Source organism: Candidatus Planktophila versatilis, assembly GCF_002288105.1.
In the GTDB taxonomy this organism is placed as follows: domain Bacteria; phylum Actinomycetota; class Actinomycetes; order Nanopelagicales; family Nanopelagicaceae; genus Planktophila; species Planktophila versatilis.
Window position 1 is genome coordinate 1051023 of the sequence record NZ_CP016774.1, and the last position, 20098, is coordinate 1071120.

General features: G+C 49.5%; 22 protein-coding genes. 1 reads left to right on the forward strand and 21 read right to left on the reverse strand.

Features of this window, described 5'->3' with window-relative positions:
• Both guaB and A1sIA79_RS05380 read right to left on the reverse strand, forming a co-directional pair.
• Nucleotides 1-1116 carry an IMP dehydrogenase gene (guaB, locus tag A1sIA79_RS05375; RefSeq protein ID WP_095675179.1) on the reverse strand — a complete coding sequence of 372 codons (1116 nt, stop codon included), beginning with the start codon at nucleotides 1114-1116 and terminating at the stop codon, nucleotides 1-3.
• A gap of 44 nt (nucleotides 1117-1160) precedes the next feature.
• Entirely contained in the window at nucleotides 1161-2048 is an 888-nt protein-coding gene (locus A1sIA79_RS05380) for a MerR family transcriptional regulator (RefSeq protein WP_095675180.1), read from the reverse strand.
• A gap of 145 nt (nucleotides 2049-2193) precedes the next feature.
• On the opposite strand from A1sIA79_RS05380, the gene A1sIA79_RS05385 reads away from it, so the two are divergent.
• Entirely contained in the window at nucleotides 2194-2496 is a 303-nt protein-coding gene (locus tag A1sIA79_RS05385; protein ID WP_095675181.1) for a WhiB family transcriptional regulator, read from the forward strand.
• A gap of 69 nt (nucleotides 2497-2565) precedes the next feature.
• On the opposite strand, the gene groL is transcribed toward A1sIA79_RS05385, so the two are convergent.
• The 19 genes from groL to rplM form a co-directional block, all read right to left on the reverse strand.
• Nucleotides 2566-4200 carry a chaperonin GroEL gene (gene groL, locus A1sIA79_RS05390; protein ID WP_095675182.1) on the reverse strand — a complete coding sequence of 545 codons (1635 nt, stop codon included), beginning with the start codon at nucleotides 4198-4200 and terminating at the stop codon, nucleotides 2566-2568.
• Nucleotides 4201-4203: 3 nt separating this feature from the next.
• The gene (groES, locus tag A1sIA79_RS05395) at nucleotides 4204-4497 is read right to left on the reverse strand and encodes a co-chaperone GroES (RefSeq protein ID WP_095675183.1); all 294 of its coding nucleotides are present in this window, start codon (nucleotides 4495-4497) and stop codon (nucleotides 4204-4206) included.
• Nucleotides 4498-4645: 148 nt separating this feature from the next.
• Nucleotides 4646-5674 (reverse strand): tRNA (adenosine(37)-N6)-threonylcarbamoyltransferase complex transferase subunit TsaD, encoded by a 1029-nt coding sequence (tsaD, locus tag A1sIA79_RS05400; RefSeq protein ID WP_095675513.1) that lies wholly within the window; start codon nucleotides 5672-5674, stop codon nucleotides 4646-4648.
• Nucleotides 5674-6126 carry a ribosomal protein S18-alanine N-acetyltransferase gene (gene rimI, locus A1sIA79_RS05405; RefSeq protein ID WP_095675184.1) on the reverse strand — a complete coding sequence of 151 codons (453 nt, stop codon included), beginning with the start codon at nucleotides 6124-6126 and terminating at the stop codon, nucleotides 5674-5676. The genes tsaD and rimI overlap by 1 nt, the downstream gene beginning before the upstream one ends.
• Nucleotides 6123-6656: a tRNA (adenosine(37)-N6)-threonylcarbamoyltransferase complex dimerization subunit type 1 TsaB gene (gene tsaB, locus A1sIA79_RS05410; RefSeq protein WP_095675185.1), complete on the reverse strand. Its 534-nt coding sequence runs from the start codon at nucleotides 6654-6656 to the stop codon at nucleotides 6123-6125. Before tsaB ends, rimI begins: the two co-directional genes overlap by 4 nt.
• Nucleotides 6653-7090: a tRNA (adenosine(37)-N6)-threonylcarbamoyltransferase complex ATPase subunit type 1 TsaE gene (gene tsaE / locus A1sIA79_RS05415; protein ID WP_223298339.1), complete on the reverse strand. Its 438-nt coding sequence runs from the start codon at nucleotides 7088-7090 to the stop codon at nucleotides 6653-6655. The genes tsaB and tsaE overlap by 4 nt, the downstream gene beginning before the upstream one ends.
• Nucleotides 7091-7167: 77 nt before the next feature.
• A complete protein-coding gene (locus A1sIA79_RS05420; RefSeq protein ID WP_095675186.1) occupies nucleotides 7168-8772 on the reverse strand; it encodes a hypothetical protein in 1605 nt (534 codons plus the stop codon).
• A gap of 4 nt (nucleotides 8773-8776) precedes the next feature.
• Nucleotides 8777-10138: an ABC transporter substrate-binding protein gene (locus tag A1sIA79_RS05425; protein ID WP_190277046.1), complete on the reverse strand. Its 1362-nt coding sequence runs from the start codon at nucleotides 10136-10138 to the stop codon at nucleotides 8777-8779.
• Between the two features lie 187 nt (nucleotides 10139-10325).
• The gene (locus tag A1sIA79_RS05430; protein ID WP_190277047.1) at nucleotides 10326-11318 is read right to left on the reverse strand and encodes a branched-chain amino acid ABC transporter permease; all 993 of its coding nucleotides are present in this window, start codon (nucleotides 11316-11318) and stop codon (nucleotides 10326-10328) included.
• Nucleotides 11311-12222, reverse strand: coding sequence for a branched-chain amino acid ABC transporter permease (locus A1sIA79_RS05435; RefSeq protein WP_095675189.1), 912 nt, complete (start codon nucleotides 12220-12222; stop codon nucleotides 11311-11313). The genes A1sIA79_RS05430 and A1sIA79_RS05435 overlap by 8 nt, the downstream gene beginning before the upstream one ends.
• Nucleotides 12222-12935: an ABC transporter ATP-binding protein gene (locus A1sIA79_RS05440; protein WP_095675190.1), complete on the reverse strand. Its 714-nt coding sequence runs from the start codon at nucleotides 12933-12935 to the stop codon at nucleotides 12222-12224. Before A1sIA79_RS05440 ends, A1sIA79_RS05435 begins: the two co-directional genes overlap by 1 nt.
• Complete coding sequence (locus A1sIA79_RS05445) at nucleotides 12928-13725, reverse strand: ABC transporter ATP-binding protein (protein ID WP_095675191.1); 798 nt, start codon at nucleotides 13723-13725, stop codon at nucleotides 12928-12930. Before A1sIA79_RS05445 ends, A1sIA79_RS05440 begins: the two co-directional genes overlap by 8 nt.
• Nucleotides 13726-13767: 42 nt before the next feature.
• On the reverse strand, nucleotides 13768-14871 hold the full coding sequence (gene alr / locus A1sIA79_RS05450) for an alanine racemase (protein ID WP_095675192.1): 1104 nt from the start codon (nucleotides 14869-14871) through the stop codon (nucleotides 13768-13770).
• On the reverse strand, nucleotides 14868-15209 hold the full coding sequence (locus tag A1sIA79_RS05455) for a holo-ACP synthase (protein WP_095675193.1): 342 nt from the start codon (nucleotides 15207-15209) through the stop codon (nucleotides 14868-14870). Before A1sIA79_RS05455 ends, alr begins: the two co-directional genes overlap by 4 nt.
• Before the next feature lie 20 nt (nucleotides 15210-15229).
• A complete protein-coding gene (locus A1sIA79_RS05460) occupies nucleotides 15230-15898 on the reverse strand; it encodes a phosphatase PAP2 family protein (RefSeq protein WP_223298142.1) in 669 nt (222 codons plus the stop codon).
• 2 nt (nucleotides 15899-15900) lie between these two features.
• On the reverse strand, nucleotides 15901-17739 hold the full coding sequence (glmS, locus tag A1sIA79_RS05465; RefSeq protein WP_095675194.1) for a glutamine--fructose-6-phosphate transaminase (isomerizing): 1839 nt from the start codon (nucleotides 17737-17739) through the stop codon (nucleotides 15901-15903).
• A 3-nt stretch (nucleotides 17740-17742) separates the two neighbouring features.
• Nucleotides 17743-19089 (reverse strand): phosphoglucosamine mutase, encoded by a 1347-nt coding sequence (gene glmM / locus A1sIA79_RS05470; protein WP_095675195.1) that lies wholly within the window; start codon nucleotides 19087-19089, stop codon nucleotides 17743-17745.
• Between the two features lie 48 nt (nucleotides 19090-19137).
• The gene (rpsI, locus tag A1sIA79_RS05475) at nucleotides 19138-19623 is read right to left on the reverse strand and encodes a 30S ribosomal protein S9 (RefSeq protein ID WP_095675196.1); all 486 of its coding nucleotides are present in this window, start codon (nucleotides 19621-19623) and stop codon (nucleotides 19138-19140) included.
• Nucleotides 19624-19640: 17 nt separating this feature from the next.
• Nucleotides 19641-20093, reverse strand: coding sequence for a 50S ribosomal protein L13 (rplM, locus tag A1sIA79_RS05480; RefSeq protein ID WP_095675197.1), 453 nt, complete (start codon nucleotides 20091-20093; stop codon nucleotides 19641-19643).
• Nucleotides 20094-20098 lie beyond the last annotated feature (5 nt).

Here is a 20098-nt window from a genome sequence, read left to right on the forward strand (position 1 = left end):
CTATTTCTTCTTGCTGTAGTTGGGGGCATCGGCCACATGCAGAACATCATGTGGGTGGCTCTCTTGTAAGCCAGCTGCAGTAATTTGAATGAGGCGACCTTCACGTCGCAGCGTTTCTATATCGGGTGCACCGGCATAACCCATGCCGCTTCGAAGTCCGCCAACGAGTTGGTGAACAACATCTGCAACCGGGCCACGATAGGTAACTTTTCCTTCAATACCTTCGGGGACAAGTTTGTCTTCGGAAAGAACATCATCTTGCATATATCGATCTTTCGAATATGACTTCTGTTCACCGCGTGATTGCATCGCACCGAGGGAACCCATACCGCGGTATGCCTTGTATGTGCGTCCATCAATTTCTACAAGTTCGCCAGGAGATTCTTCGCACCCAGCAAGTAATGAACCGAGCATCACAGAGTGTGCCCCAGCAACAATTGCTTTCACGATGTCACCTGAATATTGAAGTCCACCATCTGCAATGAGTGGAATGCCGGCCTTGTTACATGCTTTTGCTGCTTCAATAATCGCAGTCACTTGCGGAACACCCACACCTGCAACAACGCGGGTTGTGCAAATTGATCCGGGACCAACGCCTACTTTGACGGCATCGGCGCCAGCGTTGATCAGTGCCTGGGCACCGGCGCGAGTTGCCACATTGCCACCGATGATTTCAATGGTGGAAGAAAACTTCTTTATTCGCGCAATTGCATCGAGTACTGCGCGGTGATGTCCGTGAGCTGTATCTACGACAACAACATCTACGCCCGCTTCAATGAGTGCTTGTGCGCGTGCAAATCCATCATCGCCCACACCAACTGCTGCCCCAGCAAGACCAACGCCTTTCACTAACTTCACATGCGTGACTTGCTCATCGATCGGCAAGTTACGGTGAATAATCCCAATTCCACCAGCTTTAGCCATTGCTATTGCCATCGTGGATTCAGTCACGGTATCCATGGCAGATGAAACTAGTGGCACGGCCAAAGTGATGTTTCGAGTTAGGCGAGTGGAGGTATCTACTTCAGAGGGAACAACATCGGATGCATCAGGTAAAAGCAGGACATCGTCATAGGTCAGCCCGAGCATCGCGACTTTGTCGTTATCGCCGCTCATGAGCCCTCCATACTGTGGTTGAGCGCCCTAGTCTAACTTGAGAATTAAGCGCCGATTGCCTGCTTGATTTCAGAACAGGCGAGCGCTAAATCCTCAGCAAAGGCAACCTCTTGGCATTGATCTCGGTCCCAGCCAGGGCCACCAAGGACAACTCGCGGGGCTGGGCGAACATTCGGAATATCCTTAAAGAATTTAGGATCGCCATTTTTTGCTAACTGTGCCCAGAGAAATACCGCAGGTGGGGCGCTGCGAGTTACGACCGAAGATAGCGCTGCCAGCGGAGTTCGCGCCCCCATTACCTGACATTCGATATCTAATTCAGCAAGTGCGGCGGTAAGTGCATGCAAGGCTAGACAGTGCAGCTCCTCCCCGACAGATGCCAGCAGCACCGGACGAGGATTGATAGGGCTCTTAATCTCCCTTGAGAAATCACGCAAAACATTTGTGATTGATTCCGAAAGTAAGTGCTCTACTTCAATTCCTTCACCAGTTTGCGCCCAGATATCGCCAACGATAATTAAGACCGGAACCATTACCTCATGCCAACTATCAATGACTCCGAATTGAGAAATCTCCTGACGCAATAACGCCTCAACAAAATTGTGATCAAGTGATTGCGCAGCGCTCACAATCGCATCCACCACATCAGAGCGCTCGTGAACCGTCTCAACGATCTGCTCCAGGTTGAGACTGCCCTTATGAGATAGGGCTTGTTCGGCAGCCTCTGCCGGACTCACTCCGGCAACAATCAACCGTCGCATCATGATCAATTTGGCGAGGTCTTGCGGGAGATACTTACGATGCTCACCGGCTTCGTGGCCCGATGGACCAAGGCCATATCTGCGGGCCCAGGTGCGAAGAGTTGCCGGGGCTACGCCAATCCGGCGAGCCACCGCCGCCACGGTGAGTTTCTCTTCACCTATGGCAGCCATGACGTAATCCTGTCGGAAAGTGGCTCAACTCACCACCTGAAAAACGGACATTTTGGCCCTTGAACAAGACACGGAACGATTGCCTCTTGAACAACCTATGAAACGATTGTACCCTCTGATATCCCTAGGGAAAAGGAGAACCATCATGGCTGAACTATCACGACTTCCTCAACCTATTGCTGAGCAATGGGAATGGCAGTACCAAGGTGCCTGCCGATCGATGGACTCTGAGAAGTTCTTCCATCCTGATGGAGAACGTGGACCCCGTCGTCGCAATCGCGAGAATGCCGCGAAGACTATCTGCGCATCATGTCCGGTCATTGCAGCCTGCCGCGCCCACGCGCTCGCCGTCCAAGAACCCTATGGAATCTGGGGCGGTCTATCAGAAGATGATCGCAGCGCAATCTTGATACAGCGCGGCATACCAGTTATTTCACACGCATCATAATTATCAAATAATTACTAGAAGAGAAAAACCCCCGTACTCAGTACGGGGGTTTTCTTATTAACTTTTTTATTAGTGTCCGTGCCCGCCAGGACCATGGGAATGTCCATGTCCACCAGCTGCTGGCTCTTGATCAGCAGGACGCTCAAATACAACAGCTTCTGTTGTAATAAACATCGCAGCGATAGAGGCAGCGTTTGCAAGTGCTGAGCGAGTTACCTTCACTGGGTCGATGACGCCATCTTTTGCAAGATCTCCATAGACATCAGTTGCAGCGTTGAAGCCCTCATGTGATTTCAGCGCGCGAACCTTTGCAACTACTACGTAGCCTTCAAGTCCAGCATTTTCAGCAATCCAGCGAAGTGGTTCATCGCAAGCTTTGCGAACGAGTGCCACACCAACTGCCTTATCACCGGTGAAGCCGAGGTTGTCATTGAGAGCATCGGCAGCGTGAACAAGTGCTGCTCCTCCACCAATAACGATTCCCTCTTCCACAGCTGCGCGAGTTGCAGAGATAGCATCTTCTAAGCGGTGCTTCTTCTCCTTCAACTCAACTTCAGTGTGTGCTCCAACCTTGATAACACAGACGCCACCAGCGAGTTTTGCAACGCGCTCCTGGAGCTTCTCGCGATCCCAATCAGAATCAGAGGTTGCTATCTCGTTGCGAATTTCGCTCACGCGACCAGCAACTAGTGCCTTATCGCCAGCTCCATCAACGATTGTGGTTGCATCCTTGGTGATCACGATGCGACGAGCGCGACCGAGATCTTCCAGAGTTGCTGCCTCTAGCTTCATGCCAATCTCACCTGAGATGACTGTGGCTCCCGTCAAGATTGCGATGTCTTGCAACATTGCCTTGCGACGATCTCCAAAGCCAGGTGCCTTAACGGCTGCTGAAGTAAATACTCCGCGCATGCGGTTTACCACCAGCGTTGAAAGTGCTTCACCTTCAACATCTTCGGCAATGATCAGAAGCGGCTTTCCTGCCTGTGAGACCTTCTCTAGGAGAGGTAGGAGTTCAGGTAGAGCTGAGATTTTATTTGCAGAAATGAGCACATAAGCATCATCTAATACAGATTCCATACGATCTGGATCTGTAACGAAGTATGGGGAGATGTAACCCTTATCGAATTGCATACCTTCTGCGAACTCAAGTTCAAGTGCGGTAGTTGATGCTTCTTCCACAGTGATGACGCCATCTTTGCCGACCTTGTCCATTGCTTCTGCAATGAGGTCACCGATTGCGCGATCTTGAGCAGAGATAGTTGCGACGTCAGCAATCTGTGCCTTGTCCTTAACTACTGTTGCATTTTCGCGAAGGCGTGCTGAAACTGCTTCCACAGCTGCTTCGATACCGAGCTTGAGATCCATTGGCTGGGCGCCGGCAGCAAGGTTACGAAGACCTTCCTTGACCATTGCTTGAGCCAGAACTGTGGCAGTAGTTGTTCCATCACCAGCGACATCGTTGGTCTTTGTGGCAACTTCCTTAACGAGCTGAGCGCCCATGTTCTCTACTGGATCTGAAAGTTCGATCTCTTTTGCAATTGTCACACCATCGTTAGTGATAGTTGGCGCACCAAATGACTTAGCGATAACCACGTTACGACCCTTGGGCCCAAGTGTTACCTTGACTGTGTCCGCGAGTTGATTAACTCCACGTTCCATTGCGCGACGAGCATGCTCGTCGAATTCCAACATTTTTCCCATGGATTACTTCTCGATAATCGCGAGGATGTCGCGAGCAGAGAGAACGAGGTACTCCTCGTTGTTGTACTTCACTTCAGTTCCGCCGTACTTGCTATAGAGAACAACGTCGCCAACTTTTACATCCATTGGTACGCGAACGCCATCATCGAAGCGGCCTGGGCCAACTGCAACAACTGTGCCTTCTTGTGGCTTCTCTTTCGCGGTATCTGGGATAACAAGACCTGATGCAGTTGTGGTCTCAGCTTCATTTGCCTTAACAACAATGCGATCTTCGAGTGGCTTAATGGCAACTGCCATGGTGGTACTCCTTCTTATTCGAGTGTGTGTTTCGAGTCTTAGCTTTGATATTTCCACTATGTCGGGACTTACCTGCCGTTAGCAGTGTGGGCCCGAGAGTGCTAACGCCAAGCCTAGGGGCGCTTATTCCACCCGGCAAATCCAGGAGCTAAAGGTTGACCTGCTCCACCTTCAGGCTCGAATCGGCATCAAAGGCACCGTGTGTGGCTGGTCTGCCCGAACTGAGCATCAGGGAGCCCAGAGCCGCCACCATCGCCCCATTATCGGTACAAAGGCCAGCGGCAGGGATACGAAGCTGCACCCCGGCTTTTTCACAGCGATCAGCTGCCACCGCGCGAAGACGTGAATTAGCAGCTACCCCACCGGCAATTACCAATGAATTAATCCCAGTTGATTTACATGCAGCCAGTGCCTTAAGCAGCAAGACATCAACTACCGCCTCTTGAAATGATGCTGCCACATCTGCGCGAACAAATCTTGGCGTGTTCTCTAAATATCTAGCCACTGCAGTCTTAAGTCCAGAGAAAGAAAATTCATAAGGGCGAGACTGCCAATCTTGGGAAGTTGTCAGCCCTCTTGGAAAATCAATTGCAGTTGGTGATCCGCCTTGTGCTTCTCGATCGATTGCTGGCCCGCCTGGAAAACCTAACGCCAATAACCGCGCAATCTTATCGAAGGCCTCACCTGCCGCATCGTCCATCGTTGCACCTAGTTTGGTAATGGAACCCGTGATGTCATCAACTTGCAAAAGGGAAGAATGACCACCACTAACCAGCAACGCAATAGTTGGATCTGTGGGTTTGTCATGGGTTAAGTATTCAACTGATACATGAGCTGCTAAATGGTTCACACCATAGAGCGGGCGACCAAGACCTTGCGCTAGCCCACTTGCTGAGGCAACACCGACAAGGAGTGCCCCCACTAATCCGGGGCCAGCTGTCACAGCAATAGCATCTATATCTTTAAGTGAAATCTTGGCATCAGTTACTGCGCGTTGGATGCTGGGAAGCATCGCCTCTAAATGTGCACGGGAAGCGATTTCAGGAACTACTCCCCCAAAGCGTGCATGTTCTTCCACACTTGATGCAATGACATTGGCTAATAAGGTGCGACCGCGCACAATTCCTATTGCCGTTTCATCACACGAAGTTTCAATTCCCAGAACTATCGGCTGCATCATGTGAACTCCTTGCGCATGACAAGAGCGTCACTGCCAGGACCGTAATAATTCATACGTACCGAAATCTGCATATATCCAAGTGCCTGATAGAGCTCGATGGCGGCGGCGTTGGTATGTTCGACTTCCAGCATCATGGCACTGGCGCCGCCCTCTTCTGACCATTGCTCAATTTGTCGCATAAATTCGCGGGCTATCCCTTGTCTGCGAAATTCAGGAAGTACTGCCACGGTGAGAATATCTGCCTCAACTCCTGGTGCTGGCAGAAATACACCGCAATATCCCACGATGCGATTATCACTTTCGGCCACCGACATAAATCGGGTGCGAGGAATGCCAGCAAACTCTTCTTTAAATTGGGCAGAGTTCCACGGTGAATATGGAAATAACTCTTTCTCATAACCGACAAGAACTGGAATATCCAATGCGATGGGCTGGCGATAAGTAATCATGGCCGCTCCGCGGTGGGCACAGCATCAGGTCGACGTAAATACATAGGCTCAGTAATGCTCTGGCTTGCTGCCAGTGAAACTAGTTTTTGCATATCGGGAAAAACATCAATGATGAAGTTGGCAACTTCAGCCGGTTTATTGACCGAGGGGCCAGCAACGCGGATGCCATCTTGGTAACTAGCCCAGTAAATCTCTTTCCGGCGGGCATCAATTGCCACTGTGTACTGATCTTTATCAATTGCAATCGCATCGAGTGAACAGATTCCAATAACAGGAATCTGGCGGGCGAGAGCAAATGACTGCGCAAATGCGATCCCCACACGAAGACCGGTAAAAGGCCCCGGACCCATTCCCACAACTACTTGGTGCGGAGGCTTGGCAACCTTCAGCGCATCTGCAACTAACTCTGAAAGTGCGCGTCCGTGATCAGTTGCTCCCTCATGTGCCTTCTCAAAAAGAACTACGCCATTTTCAATAATTCCAACAATCGTCTTTGAAGTTGAGGTATCGATAGCGAGTGAGATTGTCATAGCTCAACACCCTGCCAGCGCGCGCCAACCTTATTGATTAGTACTTCACGAACTTCTTCAGTGCGATCAATGGTGATTTCAAGGCGTTCATCACTTAATCGTGCAGATTCAGCCCCGCCCCATTCAATAACCGTCACGGCATCTTCGCGCGCCGTATCAAGATCCAAATCATCTAAGTAAACAGCTGCGTTGCCACCTTCAAGTAGTCGGTAGGCATCGACGTGAATAAGTGTGAGTGCAGCCTGATGAATTCGGGAGATCACAAAGGTGGGCGATGTAATGTCGTTGATGCCGAGTGCTTGACCAATACCTTGAACCAAAACAGTTTTGCCGGCGCCCAGTGGGCCGTTGAGCAAGATGAGATCTCCAACGCGGCACTTGGCGCCGATGCGCATACCTAGTGCATGCATATCTGCAGCAGTCTCGATTCTCACTCGTGAAGGATAGTTCATAGTGAAAAAGAAGAAGGGCCCCAGTCTCCCAGGGCCCTTCTTCTTAACTTATTGCTGAATTAATAGCCGAAGTCATACTTCAGATCGGCTGGACGGTAATCAATATCGCCATTGAGGTAAGGAACCTTTTCTGCGATGTATTGAACATACTCACTTGTTGGAACCTTTCCTGATTTAGCAGCGACTGCGAGCATATCTACCCACGCCTTCAACTGCTTCTTCGTAAAGGATTCATGGTCTACCCCAGATGCAGCAACTGGCCCTGTTAGGTCTGGTAGACCAGCAGCGGTGAACTTTGTGTAGGTCTCTGGAGTCAAAGTCCATAGAGCGAGAGTGTTCCAGATTGGCTTCTTGCCAGTCCTTGTCTTCTCCCACGATGAAAGTGCCTTTTCATAGACTTCGCGCTTGCGATCTACATAGCGAACAGTTTGGCCTGGAAAGACGAGGCGATCTGCTTCATTATGAAGCAGAATCGTTGGATGTGTTGAGGTAAACGACGACTTATCAAGTGCCTTGAACTTAGCAATTGCGGCGGCATCACCTGTAACACGAGGAGCCATGGAAAGCACTCCAAGCATCGCTGTGATTGCCTCATCACCTGATAGTCCAAGGTTGTAACGACCAGCATCGGCCTCATCGAGCAGCGATGCCCAGTTTGTCTTGGTGTTGTCATAGAACCCTGCTCCAGTAATTTCAGAGAGCGACTGACCAGCAAGCACGCCACTTCCAAGAGCTGAACCTATGTTTTCTAGAACAGCCACTGTTGCATTGATGCTGTGTTCAGCAATCACGGCATTTGTCGAGATTCCATCCATGTGAGCACTCTTCGTTGGAATACCAGAGAGGAGTCCGGTAAGTAGAAGTGCTGAGCGTTGTGGAATCCCAGAACCCTTCAAGGCTGCAGGATATTCAAGTCCTGGAGCACCAAGGTTCTTGCTCCAAGCACCGAGAAGCGCAGCTACCTTCTGCAATTCACCGACAGATGCCATGTGACCGGCTACTCCCTTAAGACCAAATGCTGCGCAACCTTTAATGGTTGGATCAGCAAAGACGCTCAGGATGTAGAAAATGTCGCAAGCAGACTGTATTGCGTCGGCAATTGAAGGAGTTACACCAGCCATGATTCCCACTGAATCCGCATACGTTGGATACTTCTCAACGAAAGGGGTAATGGTGGATCCAGCTTGTGATGCTCCGTACAGAACCTTCTTCTTAATCTTTGGATACTTAGCGCTCGCTATATCAATGACCTCTTTGATCATGTCAATTCGGTAGGCGCTGTTCCAGCCTCGAAGGCCCTTAACTGTTCCATCGTAGGCGGCTAGTCCGTAACCCGCGAGGAGCATCTCCTTTGAGATATCAAAATTGCCGTTGACACTCGAAGGTGCAGTTTGTTCTACACCCGTAGGAACTGCGGATACACCCGGATAAGTCCAACGGATTCCATGCTCCCAGAAGAACATAGTTCCCTTGAAGTTAAATGGCATCTTAAATACATATCCAGCACCATTAGCAAGCGTGCCCGTACAGGTTTCAAGAGCTGCTTTGTCAGTTGTACATGTTGGCTCCGCAGCGTTTGCTGCAGGAACAGATACAAGAACACCTGCTGCTACAAGTGCTGCCGCACTCACAGCTGCGATTGATTTACGCATTGATAGTTTCATCTGATTAACCAACCTTTGGTAGTGAATCGGCTGCGATTGCAGGACGTGTGTATTTGAGTTCGGTTACAGGACCTTTAGCTGAATCAGTTGTCCACAGTTTACGTGTGCCATCGATTGGCTTAAGTACTGCCGTTGCATCATATTTTCCGATCCAGAAGCCCGTATAAGCCTCGTGGGTCTTTGCAGAGTATCCGAGTGGAGCAAGAGCTGCACTCGATAACTTAGCTGGATTGTTTTCGATGTATTTGATGATTCCTGGACGTGTGAGGTCTTTACCAGCACCCATAAGAGCAGCTGTCATGGTGTAGCCAATGTTCATTCCTTGCAGAACATTGTTATCCCAAGCCTTGCCTGTGGCTGGGCCGGTGTTGAATTCATCATTTATCTTCTTAAATGCCTTGACGAATTCGTCATCTGCTTCACCTGGTGACGGAGCATGTGATGCTGAAATCGTTCCAGCTAGGAGCCCTGCTGATACAGCCGCAGGGATTCCTTTTGTACTGAGAATTGTCTGGAAGGTGGTGGCATCTGATCCCACAGAGATGACTATGTACTGTGGCTTGTAGCCAATCTTGTTCGCTGAACCCACAGCTGCTGCAAATGCTGAAGCAGTGGCGCCAACTACAACAACTTCGACGTTATTATCTTTTAGCTGTTGCATCTGAGCATCGAGTCCACCAGCTTGAGCGCCAGCGATAAATGTTGCGGCATTCTTCTTCGCTGTGAAAGTTACTCCAGCAGTTGCTAGACCTTCCACAGTGTTACGACCGAAGTCATCGGTCTGATAGAGAATTCCAACGCTCTTTGTAGACAGATTCTCCTTGATGTACTTTCCAAGAATTTTCGCTTCAACAACGTAGGTTCCCAAAGAACCGAAGGTTGTTGGATACTTCTTAGGATCTGTGTAGAAACCGCTATATCCACTTAGGACGAATAGGTCAGGGATTCCACGACGATTAATATCCTTGATAACAGAGATATGTGTCTGGGTTCCAATAGAGCCCACCATCGCAAAGACTTTATCCTTATTAATCAGTGCTGACGCAGTTGAAACTGTGAGGCCAGCCTTGTATGCGTCATCTTTGGCAACCAAAGTGATCTTGCGGCCATAGACGCCGCCCTTTGAATTGACGTAGTCGAAGTAGGCGCGCATGGCGTCATCTACTTTGTTATATCCCGGGCTCGCTGCGCCTGTCTGTGGCAGCTGCATTCCTAAAACAATTTCAGTGTCACTTACACCTGGTGTGCTCGCACCCTGAGCCGGCATCGCTGTGAGCGCGAGCGCGCCAGCGAGGGCTACAGAGATAACTACGATGGACTTACGAGGTGATCGGGACAGAGATGCACGATTTTTCACTGCATTCACTCTTTCTCTTTGCCTTATATGCGATAAGGGGACATAAGCCGCCATATCGCCACTAGCCCCGAGGTGGGCTAGAACGACCTCACGCTAACAGATACCGAACGGTAAGTGAACGGAAAGAGTCCTCACGGGCGAGTCCCTGCCTACGGGAATGCCTATAATTTTTGTTTATAACAAAAAGATATATAACTTATTTATGTTTGTGAAGCTTCACACCAGCTACTCCAGCAGGGTTTATCACCACTGTGAGAATAAGTAAGAGGCTAGAGATTAGCGCCGGTAAGTAGTTGGAGACCTGTTCGCTTAATTCGAAGTTTCCAAGAATTAGCTCGATCCAGTCAGGTAAGAAAACAACGATGACAGTACCGATAAAGGCGCCGGCAATACTGCGGATTCCGCCAAGTACTGCAGCGGTCAATAACAACAGTGAGAGTGAAACTGGATAGACGCTGGGACCCACTAATCCACGAAGCCCGTAGAGGGCGCCAGATAACCCGGCAAATGTTGATGAGATAACAAAGACATAAATCTTCTGGCGAGCGAAGTTCACACCGGCAAGTGATGCCGCACTTTCATGATCTCGAATAGATCGCCACATCCGCCCAGTGCGCGATAAGAGAATGTTGGATGCAAAAAAGAGTGCTACCGCTGCAAATGGCAGTGCCACGTAGAGCTGCCATTGCTCGTAGGTGGGTTCGCCAAAGAGAGAGGAGAACCACTGTGGTGGATACCCCACATCTACTTGCAACCCTTCATCGCCTTTAAAGACTGACATAAATCTATTTGCAATAGTTGGAATTGCAAGTGCAATTACTAGCGTGGTTCCGGCAAGGTAGGGACCACGCAGTCGAGCTGCCGCAACACCGAGTAGAAGGCCAGCAATGGCTGAAGAAATAATTGAGAGCGGAATCGCAACCCAGAGTGAAAGTTTGTAATTAATCATCAGCAGCGCTGTGGAATATCCGCCCACCGCCATCAGTGCGCCTTGACCCAAGGACAATTGCCCTGAAATTCCAGTCAGCAACGTGATTGATAGAACGCCAATAAACAAAATCAGCACCACAGCTAGTTGTGCTTGGTTGTAGGCATCAAATTGCAGACCAACCAGCAGTATTAGGGCTGAGAAAATTAGCGTGCGAATAAGGCTGGTGCGTGCTATTGATTTCACTTTGAGATTAGACACGGCGCGCATCCTTTGATCCGAGAATGCCACGCGGGCGAATAATCAAAACCAGGAGAAGCACCGCCAAGATAGCCAGATATACATCTTCTGGGGTGTCATAGAAGGTCACAAATGAGATAACCATTCCGAGAATGAATCCTCCAAGTACTGCTCCTGCCGGACTATCGAGTCCGCCAACAACTGCAGCGGTAAAGCCCACGATGAGAACGAGATCAAGTGTGTTCGGCGATAAATTTGATATGGGAGTAATGAGAAGTCCAGCAAGTGAAGATGCCGCACCTGATATAGCCCAACTAATTGTGCGAGTGCGATTTGTTCGAATTCCACTGAGTTTTGCTACTTCTTGATTAAGCGCTGTTGCGCGCATTGCTAGGCCAATGCCAGTCTTGGTAAAGAAGAGTGTTGTGAGAATTAATGTGACAGCCACAATTGACACTACGAAAACATCGAATGAGGTAAAGGGCAAAACATTGCCGGCCACAGTGAAGCCTTCCTGCTTTGCTGGTGAGGGAAATCCTCGCTCTTCTGCAGCCCAGATAATTCCGGCAAGTGCTTGCAGCGCGCCTAGGATTCCAAGGGATGCAATAACAGGAACTGCCGCCCGCATTGATTCACTGCTCAGTAACTCACTCTGCTTCTTATTTGAGAGCGGTCGCATGATGAAAATATCAAGGAGCGCACCAAGTGCGGCCCCAGAAAGAAGGGCTACAAAGAAGGCAAGCCAATATGAATAGCCGTTAGTGATCAGCGTTGAAGCGATGTAGGTGCTAAACATCGCCTGACCCATTTGGGCAAAGTTAACAATGCCGGCACCGCGCCAGACAATGACAAGCCCGAGCGCAACGAGTGCGAAGATCGCGCCACGAGATGTGCCTAAAGATAGGGCTGCTAAGAAAGTATTCATCAATACCCCAAATATGCAGCGCGTAGTTTTGCATCAGCTTTGAGCTCTGCTGCAGGGCGATCTGCCACAACTTTTCCAAGTGCGAGCAGCACACCGTGGTCTGCCACACCGAGTGCGGTATTGGCATTTTGCTCGACAAGTAAAACCGAAAGCCCAGTGCTGCGACACAGGATATTTACGGAATCAATGATTTGTTCAACAACAAGAGGTGCCAATCCCAGTGATGGTTCATCTAGAAGAAGCAGTTGTGGGCGCGAGACCAAGGCGCGGCTGATAGCCAACATCTGACGTTCTCCGCCAGAGAGCGTGCCTGCTAATTGCTTACGGCGCTCTTTAAGTCGCGGAAAGAGTGCATACATCTCATCTATTGCAGTTGTTATATCTGACTTAAATTTTCTACGGCGGAAAAGAGAACCCATCGAGATATTTTCTTCCACGCTCAACTCTGAAATAACTGCATGCCCCTCAGGAACATGTGCGATTCCCAATCGGACAATATCTTCTGGGCGCTTTCCTAGGATTGATTGCCCTTTCCATGTGATGGAACCGGAACTGGGATGTTCCAGACCTGAAATCGTGCGCAGTAACGTGCTCTTTCCAGCGCCGTTGGCGCCAATCACGGTAGTGATCTTTGATTCCTGTGCCTGCATCGATACGCCATCAATGGCCACAACAGAACCGAAGCGAGTGACGAGATTGTCAATCTTAAGCATGCGCACCGCCCAACTTTTCACTGCCGGTTTGCTGTGAGGTGCCCAGGTAGGCAGCGAGCACAGCTGGGTCGCGCTTAACGGTGTCGAAGCTTCCACTTGAGATGACTTTTCCAAAGTTTAAAACATAGACCTGGTCTGAGATCGCGCCAATAAAGTCCACATGATGTTCGACAATGACGATTGCACAGCGTTGCTTTAATTGCTTGAGAAGTGAAGCAAATTTATCAATGTCATCTTGACCTAATCCGGCAGCAGGTTCATCTAGAAGAAGTATCTCGGGTTGAGAAACTAGCGCCCGAGCAATAGAAACTCGCTTGCTCTCTGGATAGGTAAGTTCGCCAGGCATCTTCTCGGCTAAATCCAGCGCACCAGCCCACGCAAGTGCATCACTTGCACGCCGGCGCAGCTTTGCTTCTGCTCGCCCTGAGAGTCCTAATAAATCTCTAAAAAAGTTGGTACCGCTGCTGTGATTGGCGCCCATCATGACATTTTCAATAACGCTCAATCCGCTAAAGAGTCCAACACCTTGCAATGTGCGACTTATGCCAAGTCCGGCCAAATCATGACTTGCTGGCCATTTCATCTCTTTGCCATGAATAGCAATTGCCCCAGAAGCAGGCGTGACAAGTCCTGAAATCGCATTAAATATTGTTGTCTTACCCGCACCATTGGGGCCAATCAGACCCACAATTGTGTTGGGTGCGATTTCAAGAAATACATCATCGAGTGCGGTAAGGCCGCCGAATTTAACGCTGAGATGAGAAATTGATAGAGCAGGACCAGCACTCATAACAACCTCTCTTTCATCAATCTCAGAGCATTCAATCTGGAATTAGTAAACATGGGGCGCGTAGATTCTAGGCACACGCGGGCCTATTCGTGTGACTATCTCATAATTAATTGATTGAGACGCTGCTCCCCAGTCATCTGCTGTGTATTCACCGTGTGAACCGTTACCGAAAACTGTCACCCAGTCTCCCGAGCGAGCCTTGGAATCTGCACCTAAATCGACAACAAATTGATCCATCGATACTCGACCAATAATGGGTGTGCGCTTTCCTGCAGACCACACCCCAGCAGTGCGCGCGATCCGTGGAATTCCATCTGCATACCCCATCGCAACTACACCTAACTTGGTGTCGACCGTTGTGCTCTGGGTTGCCCCATAACCAACAGGTGATCCGGCTGGAACATCTTTAACTAAATAGAGAGCAGCCCGTAGCTGCATAGCTGGACGAAGGCCGAGTGATTTCGAATCACCGAGTGTCTGCACATCGGGAGAAAGTCCATACATCGCAATACCCGTGCGCACCATGTCAAAGCTAGCAGCACCATTTTTAAGTGTTGCGGCTGAGTTCGATAAATGTCTCATGATGTTGACGTGGCCAAGAGAATTCAGATGTGCAACGGCAGCGCTAAATCGCCCCAGTTGATCACTGTTTTGTTTTTCAGCTGGCTCATCTGCCCGGGCAAAATGCGAGAAGATTCCGACAACGTCCACACCGTTTAGATGCTCTGTAGTGAGTTGATCCCATTCATTCAGAAACCCACCTCGGGTCATTCCGGTATCAACTTCCAAGTGAATGCGCGCTTTCTTAGACTTAGCTGCTGCCGAAATTTCTTGCAGCGCAGCTAGTGATGCGACCGCAATTTCAATATCTAACTCAATGCCTTGTGCAAAATCTGAGCCAGGTTGCACAAGCCACGCCAAGATTGGCGCAGTAATTCCTGCTTCACGCAGGGCAACTGCTTCTTCCAGGAGGGCAACGCCAAGGTATGAAGCACCGGCTGATAGCGCTGCCTTTGCAACCGGAATGAGTCCATGGCCGTAGGCATCGGCTTTCACAACTGCCAGAAGATTTGTTCCGGAAACGTCTTTAAGTAGTTCAACGTTATGTTTAATTGCACTGAGATCAATAAGTGCTTCTGCTCTCATCGCTCAATCACCACCATCGCCGATGCGATACCACCGTCGTGTGAAAGTGAAAGGTGCACGGTGGCGCCGTCAATGAGTTCTGCGATTGCACCACGAAAGAGAAAGTCGGGTTTTCCGTTTTCATGGTTAATGACTTCGGCATCGTGCCACTGCAGCCCATGAGTTGGACTCAAAGCTTTATAGAGCGCCTCTTTGGCGGCAAAGCGGGCGGCAAGTGATGGTGCGGATTTGGTCCGTTCAGATTCGGTAAATAGTTTTTGCGCCAAATGTGGGGTGCGCTCGAGGGATTGCTTAAATCGGGCAATGTCTACGACATCGATGCCAATTCCATCAATCATGACACTGAGTCTATTAGTGGTTAGTGAAGTTGGCTATCAGATGGGAAATATCGGTCTATCGCGATTATCAAAACCAAAAGGGAACCCCCAAGTAAGAGGCCACCGAAGAGATCTGAGAACCAGTGGGTATTTCGCAGCAATGAGACTACACAAACAGTTAAGGCGAGCAGGCCAACGCCGGCGCTAGCAAGCCTTCCTTGATAGCGATTGACATGGGCGTATCGGTAAATCAAATATGCAACCATCCCCCAAATAAGAATGGCATTTGATGCATGACCGCTGGGATATGACATTCCACCAGCATGCAAGAGATCGAAACCCTCTTTTGGCTTTGTGCGGCCTAACCCATATTTAAATGCACCAACAACTACGTTGAGGGCAAGAAATGAGAGCACTCCTAAATTAATTGGCCGCCATGTTTTAAATCGGCGCGAGATGTAAACGGCAACAATAAGCAGCGCAACCCCAGAGACGCCACGCAGACCTAGGTCATCTAGCCTGCGAATAACAAAGTTAGATAAACCTTGGAATTTCGGGTGATCTACATCGTTAAAAGTGCGGTCAATCTCAATGAGAAATCCGTTGGTGAGTACCTGATAAGTAACAAATAAGTAACCTGCGAATAGGCTTGCTGACCATTTCAGAGCACGGCGCATTTGGCGCTGGCGAGGATCGACAATCGTTGACATAGTTATTCGACGGTGACCGATTTAGCCAAGTTACGAGGTTGGTCTACATCTGTACCACGAGCCACAGCTATTTCATATGCAAAGACCTGCAGTGGAACGGTTGCAAGGACCGGCTGGAATAAGGAAGATGTCACAGGAATACGAATAATGTGTTCTGCGCCAATGACTTCGGCACCTTCTGGGGCGATGACAACTACACGAGCACCGCGTGCCTTTACCTCTTGAATGTTGCTGAGCATCTTCTCATCCAAGCCATGCTCATCGGCAGGAGGCAAGATTGCAATCACAGCAGTGCCTTCTTCAATCAAAGCGATAGGCCCATGTTTAAGTTCGCCGCCCGCAAAACCTTCAGCATGAATATATGCAAGCTCTTTTAATTTGAGTGCCCCTTCAAGTGCAACGGGATATTCAATTCCGCGCCCTAGAAAGAGAATGGTGTCGTTCTTTACAAACTTACGAGTTAACTCACGAAGGGGTTCGATTGTTTCCAAGATTTGTTCCACCTTGCCAGGAAGCTCAAGCATCTGGCTATATAGATCGCGTACTTCTTTTTCGGTGAGCTGCTTTCGCACCTGTGCCAGTTTTAGACCGATGAGATAGATAGCAACAATTTGTGTGAGGAAAGCTTTCGTTGATGCAACAGCAATTTCAGGACCTGCATGGGTATAGAGAACCGCGTCCGACTCACGTGGAATCGTAGATGAGTTTGTATTACAGACTGCCAATACTCGAGCGCCAGCTGCCTTTGCATGGCGCACCGCCATCAGCAAATCCATAGTTTCACCTGATTGTGAGATTGCAATGACGAGGCAATATTTATCAATAATCGGATCACGATAGCGATATTCGGAAGCGATCTCCACATCAACGGGAATCTTTGCCCATTTTTCGATTGCATACTTTGCCACCATGCCTGCGTGATAGGCGGTGCCGCAAGCAATGACCGAAATTCTCTTAATCTGTCTCATTTCATCATCGCTCATATGTAATTCATCAAGAAGTATCTGGTTGTTATCACTCAGGCGGCCAATAAGAGTGTCGGCTATTGCTTTTGGTTGATCGAAGATCTCTTTGAGCATGAAGTGGGTGAAACCACCTTTTTGCGCAGCGGCTGCATCCCATGTGATTTCATATTCACGAAGTGCAACAGCCCGGCCTTCGAGGTCACAGATTGTGATTGCTTCCGGGCTGATAGTGACAACTTCATCTTGGCCAAGTTCAACTGCGCGCTTGGTGTAATCGATAAAGGCAGCGACATCAGATGCTAAGAAATTTTCACCCTTGCCAATACCGGCTACCAATGGCGAATTACGGCGCACTCCCACGATTGTTTGTGGGGCATCGGCGTGAATGGCAAGAAGCGTGAAAGAGCCACGCAGTCGCTTGACCGCTGCCCGCATGGCCGCGGTGAGATCACCACCATGTTCTTTGTGAAGGTCAGAAAGTAAGTGGGCTACAGATTCGGTATCTGTCTCAGATGAGAAGGCATGACCGCGAGCTTCTAACTCTTTGCGTAGCTCTGAATAATTCTCAATGATTCCATTGTGAATAACTGCCAGCTTGCCTTCATTATCTAAGTGAGGGTGGGCATTACTGTCAGTGGGGCCACCGTGTGTTGCCCAACGCGTGTGTCCGATTCCAGAATGTACAGTAGGTAAATTTGCTGGGAGCGCGGCTTCAAGATTTGCAAGTTTGCCGGCGCGCTTTTCCACAAAGAGAGAGTTGTTGGTACCAAGTGCGATTCCGGCAGAGTCATATCCGCGATATTCAAGTCGGCGAAGACCTTCAACGATGGGCGTGATTGCAGATTGTGGTCCGGTGTAACCCACGATTCCGCACACGAATTAGTTCCCCAGTTCTGCTTTCACAACAGCTGCAAGAGATGTTGCGATGTCTTGCGCAAGGTTATCACTCGCGGCCTCAACCATCACTCTTACCAGCGCCTCAGTACCAGATGCGCGCAATAAGACTCGACCATTCTCGCCAAGAGTTGATTCGGCAGTAGCCACAGCCTTTGCAATCGCTGCTGATTCATCCAACTTATCTTTCTTCACATCAGAGACGTTGATCAAAACCTGTGGGAAGCGTTGCATTTGTGAAGCTAGTTCTGCCAGCGACTTCCCGCTGCGAACTACTTCTTGTGCCAATTGCAGGGCGGTAAGAATTCCGTCGCCAGTGTTGGCAAATTCGCGCATAATCAAATGTCCTGATTGTTCTCCACCTAGTGAGAAATCGCCTTCAATCATCTTCTCCAGGACATAGCGGTCACCGACTGCTGTGCTGATGACTGAAATGCCAGCATCTTTCATAGCGTGCATAAAACCTAGGTTGCTCATGACAGTGCCAACGATTGTGTTAGCTGTAAGGCCACCGCGGTTTTTGAATCCGATAGCAAGAATTGTCATGATGGCATCGCCATCGACAACCTTGCCGGCACCATCGATAGCCAGGCATCGATCAGCATCGCCATCGTGGGCAATTCCAAAGTCGGCGCCCTCTTTAACAACAGCTGCCTGTAAATCTTCTAAGTGGGTAGAACCACAGTTCTCGTTAATATTCCAGCCATCTGGAGAACGATGGATTGCAACTACGGTTGCACCAGCTTTTTCATATGCAAGGGGTGCGACAAAAGAAGATGCTCCGTTTGCACAGTCAACAACAATTTTCAGACCTTTAAGGGGTGTAGTTACCGAAGCAGCTAGATGGTTGAGATAGCGAGCGCTGGCGGTCTCATCAAAGGTAATGCGTCCAACATTTCGCCCGGTAGGACGTGTCCATGGTTCACCCATACGCTTTTCAATAGCCGCTTCAATGGAATCATCAAGCTTTCCACCTCCGCGAGAGAACAATTTAATTCCGTTATCTGGCATCGGGTTATGCGATGCTGAAATCATGACCCCGAGATCGGCCCCTGATTCACCCACAAGATAGGCAATCGCTGGGGTTGGTAATACACCGACTCGATACACATCGATACCTGCACTGGCTAAACCGGCAGCAACAGCTGCTTCTAAGAATTCTCCTGAGGCACGTGAATCTTGACCAACTATGGCTCTAGGGCGCTTGCCTTTATTACTCGATGATTCAACGAGAATATGCGCTGCCGCTACCGCCACATCAACTGCTATTTCAGCGGTAAGTGTTTGCCCGTTTGCTAAACCACGAATCCCGTCTGTTCCAAAGAGAGCCATAACAACTCCTTTACTGCAGGAACAAACGGGATATCTGGATAAAAAGAATTAACGCTTTGAGTACTGTGAACGCTTACGTGCCTTCTTAAGGCCGTACTTCTTACGTTCAATCACACGAGCATCGCGCTTGAGGAAGCCAGCCTTCTTAAGTGCTGGACGGTTAGCCTCTGTATCGATCTCGTTAAGTGAACGTGCAACACCAAGACGTAGTGCGCCAGCTTGACCTGAAACTCCACCACCGTTGATGCGAGCAAAAACATCGTAAAGACCCTCTGCACCTACTGTGCGAAATGGTTCTGAAACTAGTTGTTGGTGAACCTTATTTGGGAAATAACCATCGAGTGTCTTGCCGTTTACAACCCAGCGGCCTGTACCTGGAACTAGGCGAACGCGAGCAACTGCTTCCTTGCGGCGACCTGTGCCAGCACCTGGTGCTGTGATTGCCTTGCGGTTAGTTGCAGCAGCAGGAGTGGCTGAAGAGTAGGAAGTAAGTGTCTCTGTCTCGTCGATCTCGTTGAAAGTTGTATCTGACATGTTTATTTACTTATCCCTTACTTGGCTACTTGAGAAACTTGAGTGAATACATATGGAACTGGTGACTGTGCTGCATGTGGATGCTCTGGTCCGGCATAGACCTTGAGCTTTGATGCAACCTGTGCACCAAGACGGTTCTTTGGAAGCATTCCCTTGATCGCTTTTTCAACAGCGCGGGTTGGGTGCTTTTCAATCAGTTCACCGTAGACAGTTGAAGTTAAGCCGCCTGGGAAACCTGAGTGGTGGTGTGCAAACTTTGTCAGCGCCTTGTTGCCAGAGAGCGCGATCTTTTCGGCGTTGATGACGATAACGAAGTCGCCCATATCCATGTGCGGTGCAAATGTTGCTTTGTGCTTTCCGCGTAGAAGAACGGCTGCATGGGTTGCAAGACGACCGAGCACAACATCCTGTGCATCAATAACGTGCCACTTACGGTCGGCGTCGCCTGCCTTGGGGCTATATGTACGCATGCTTT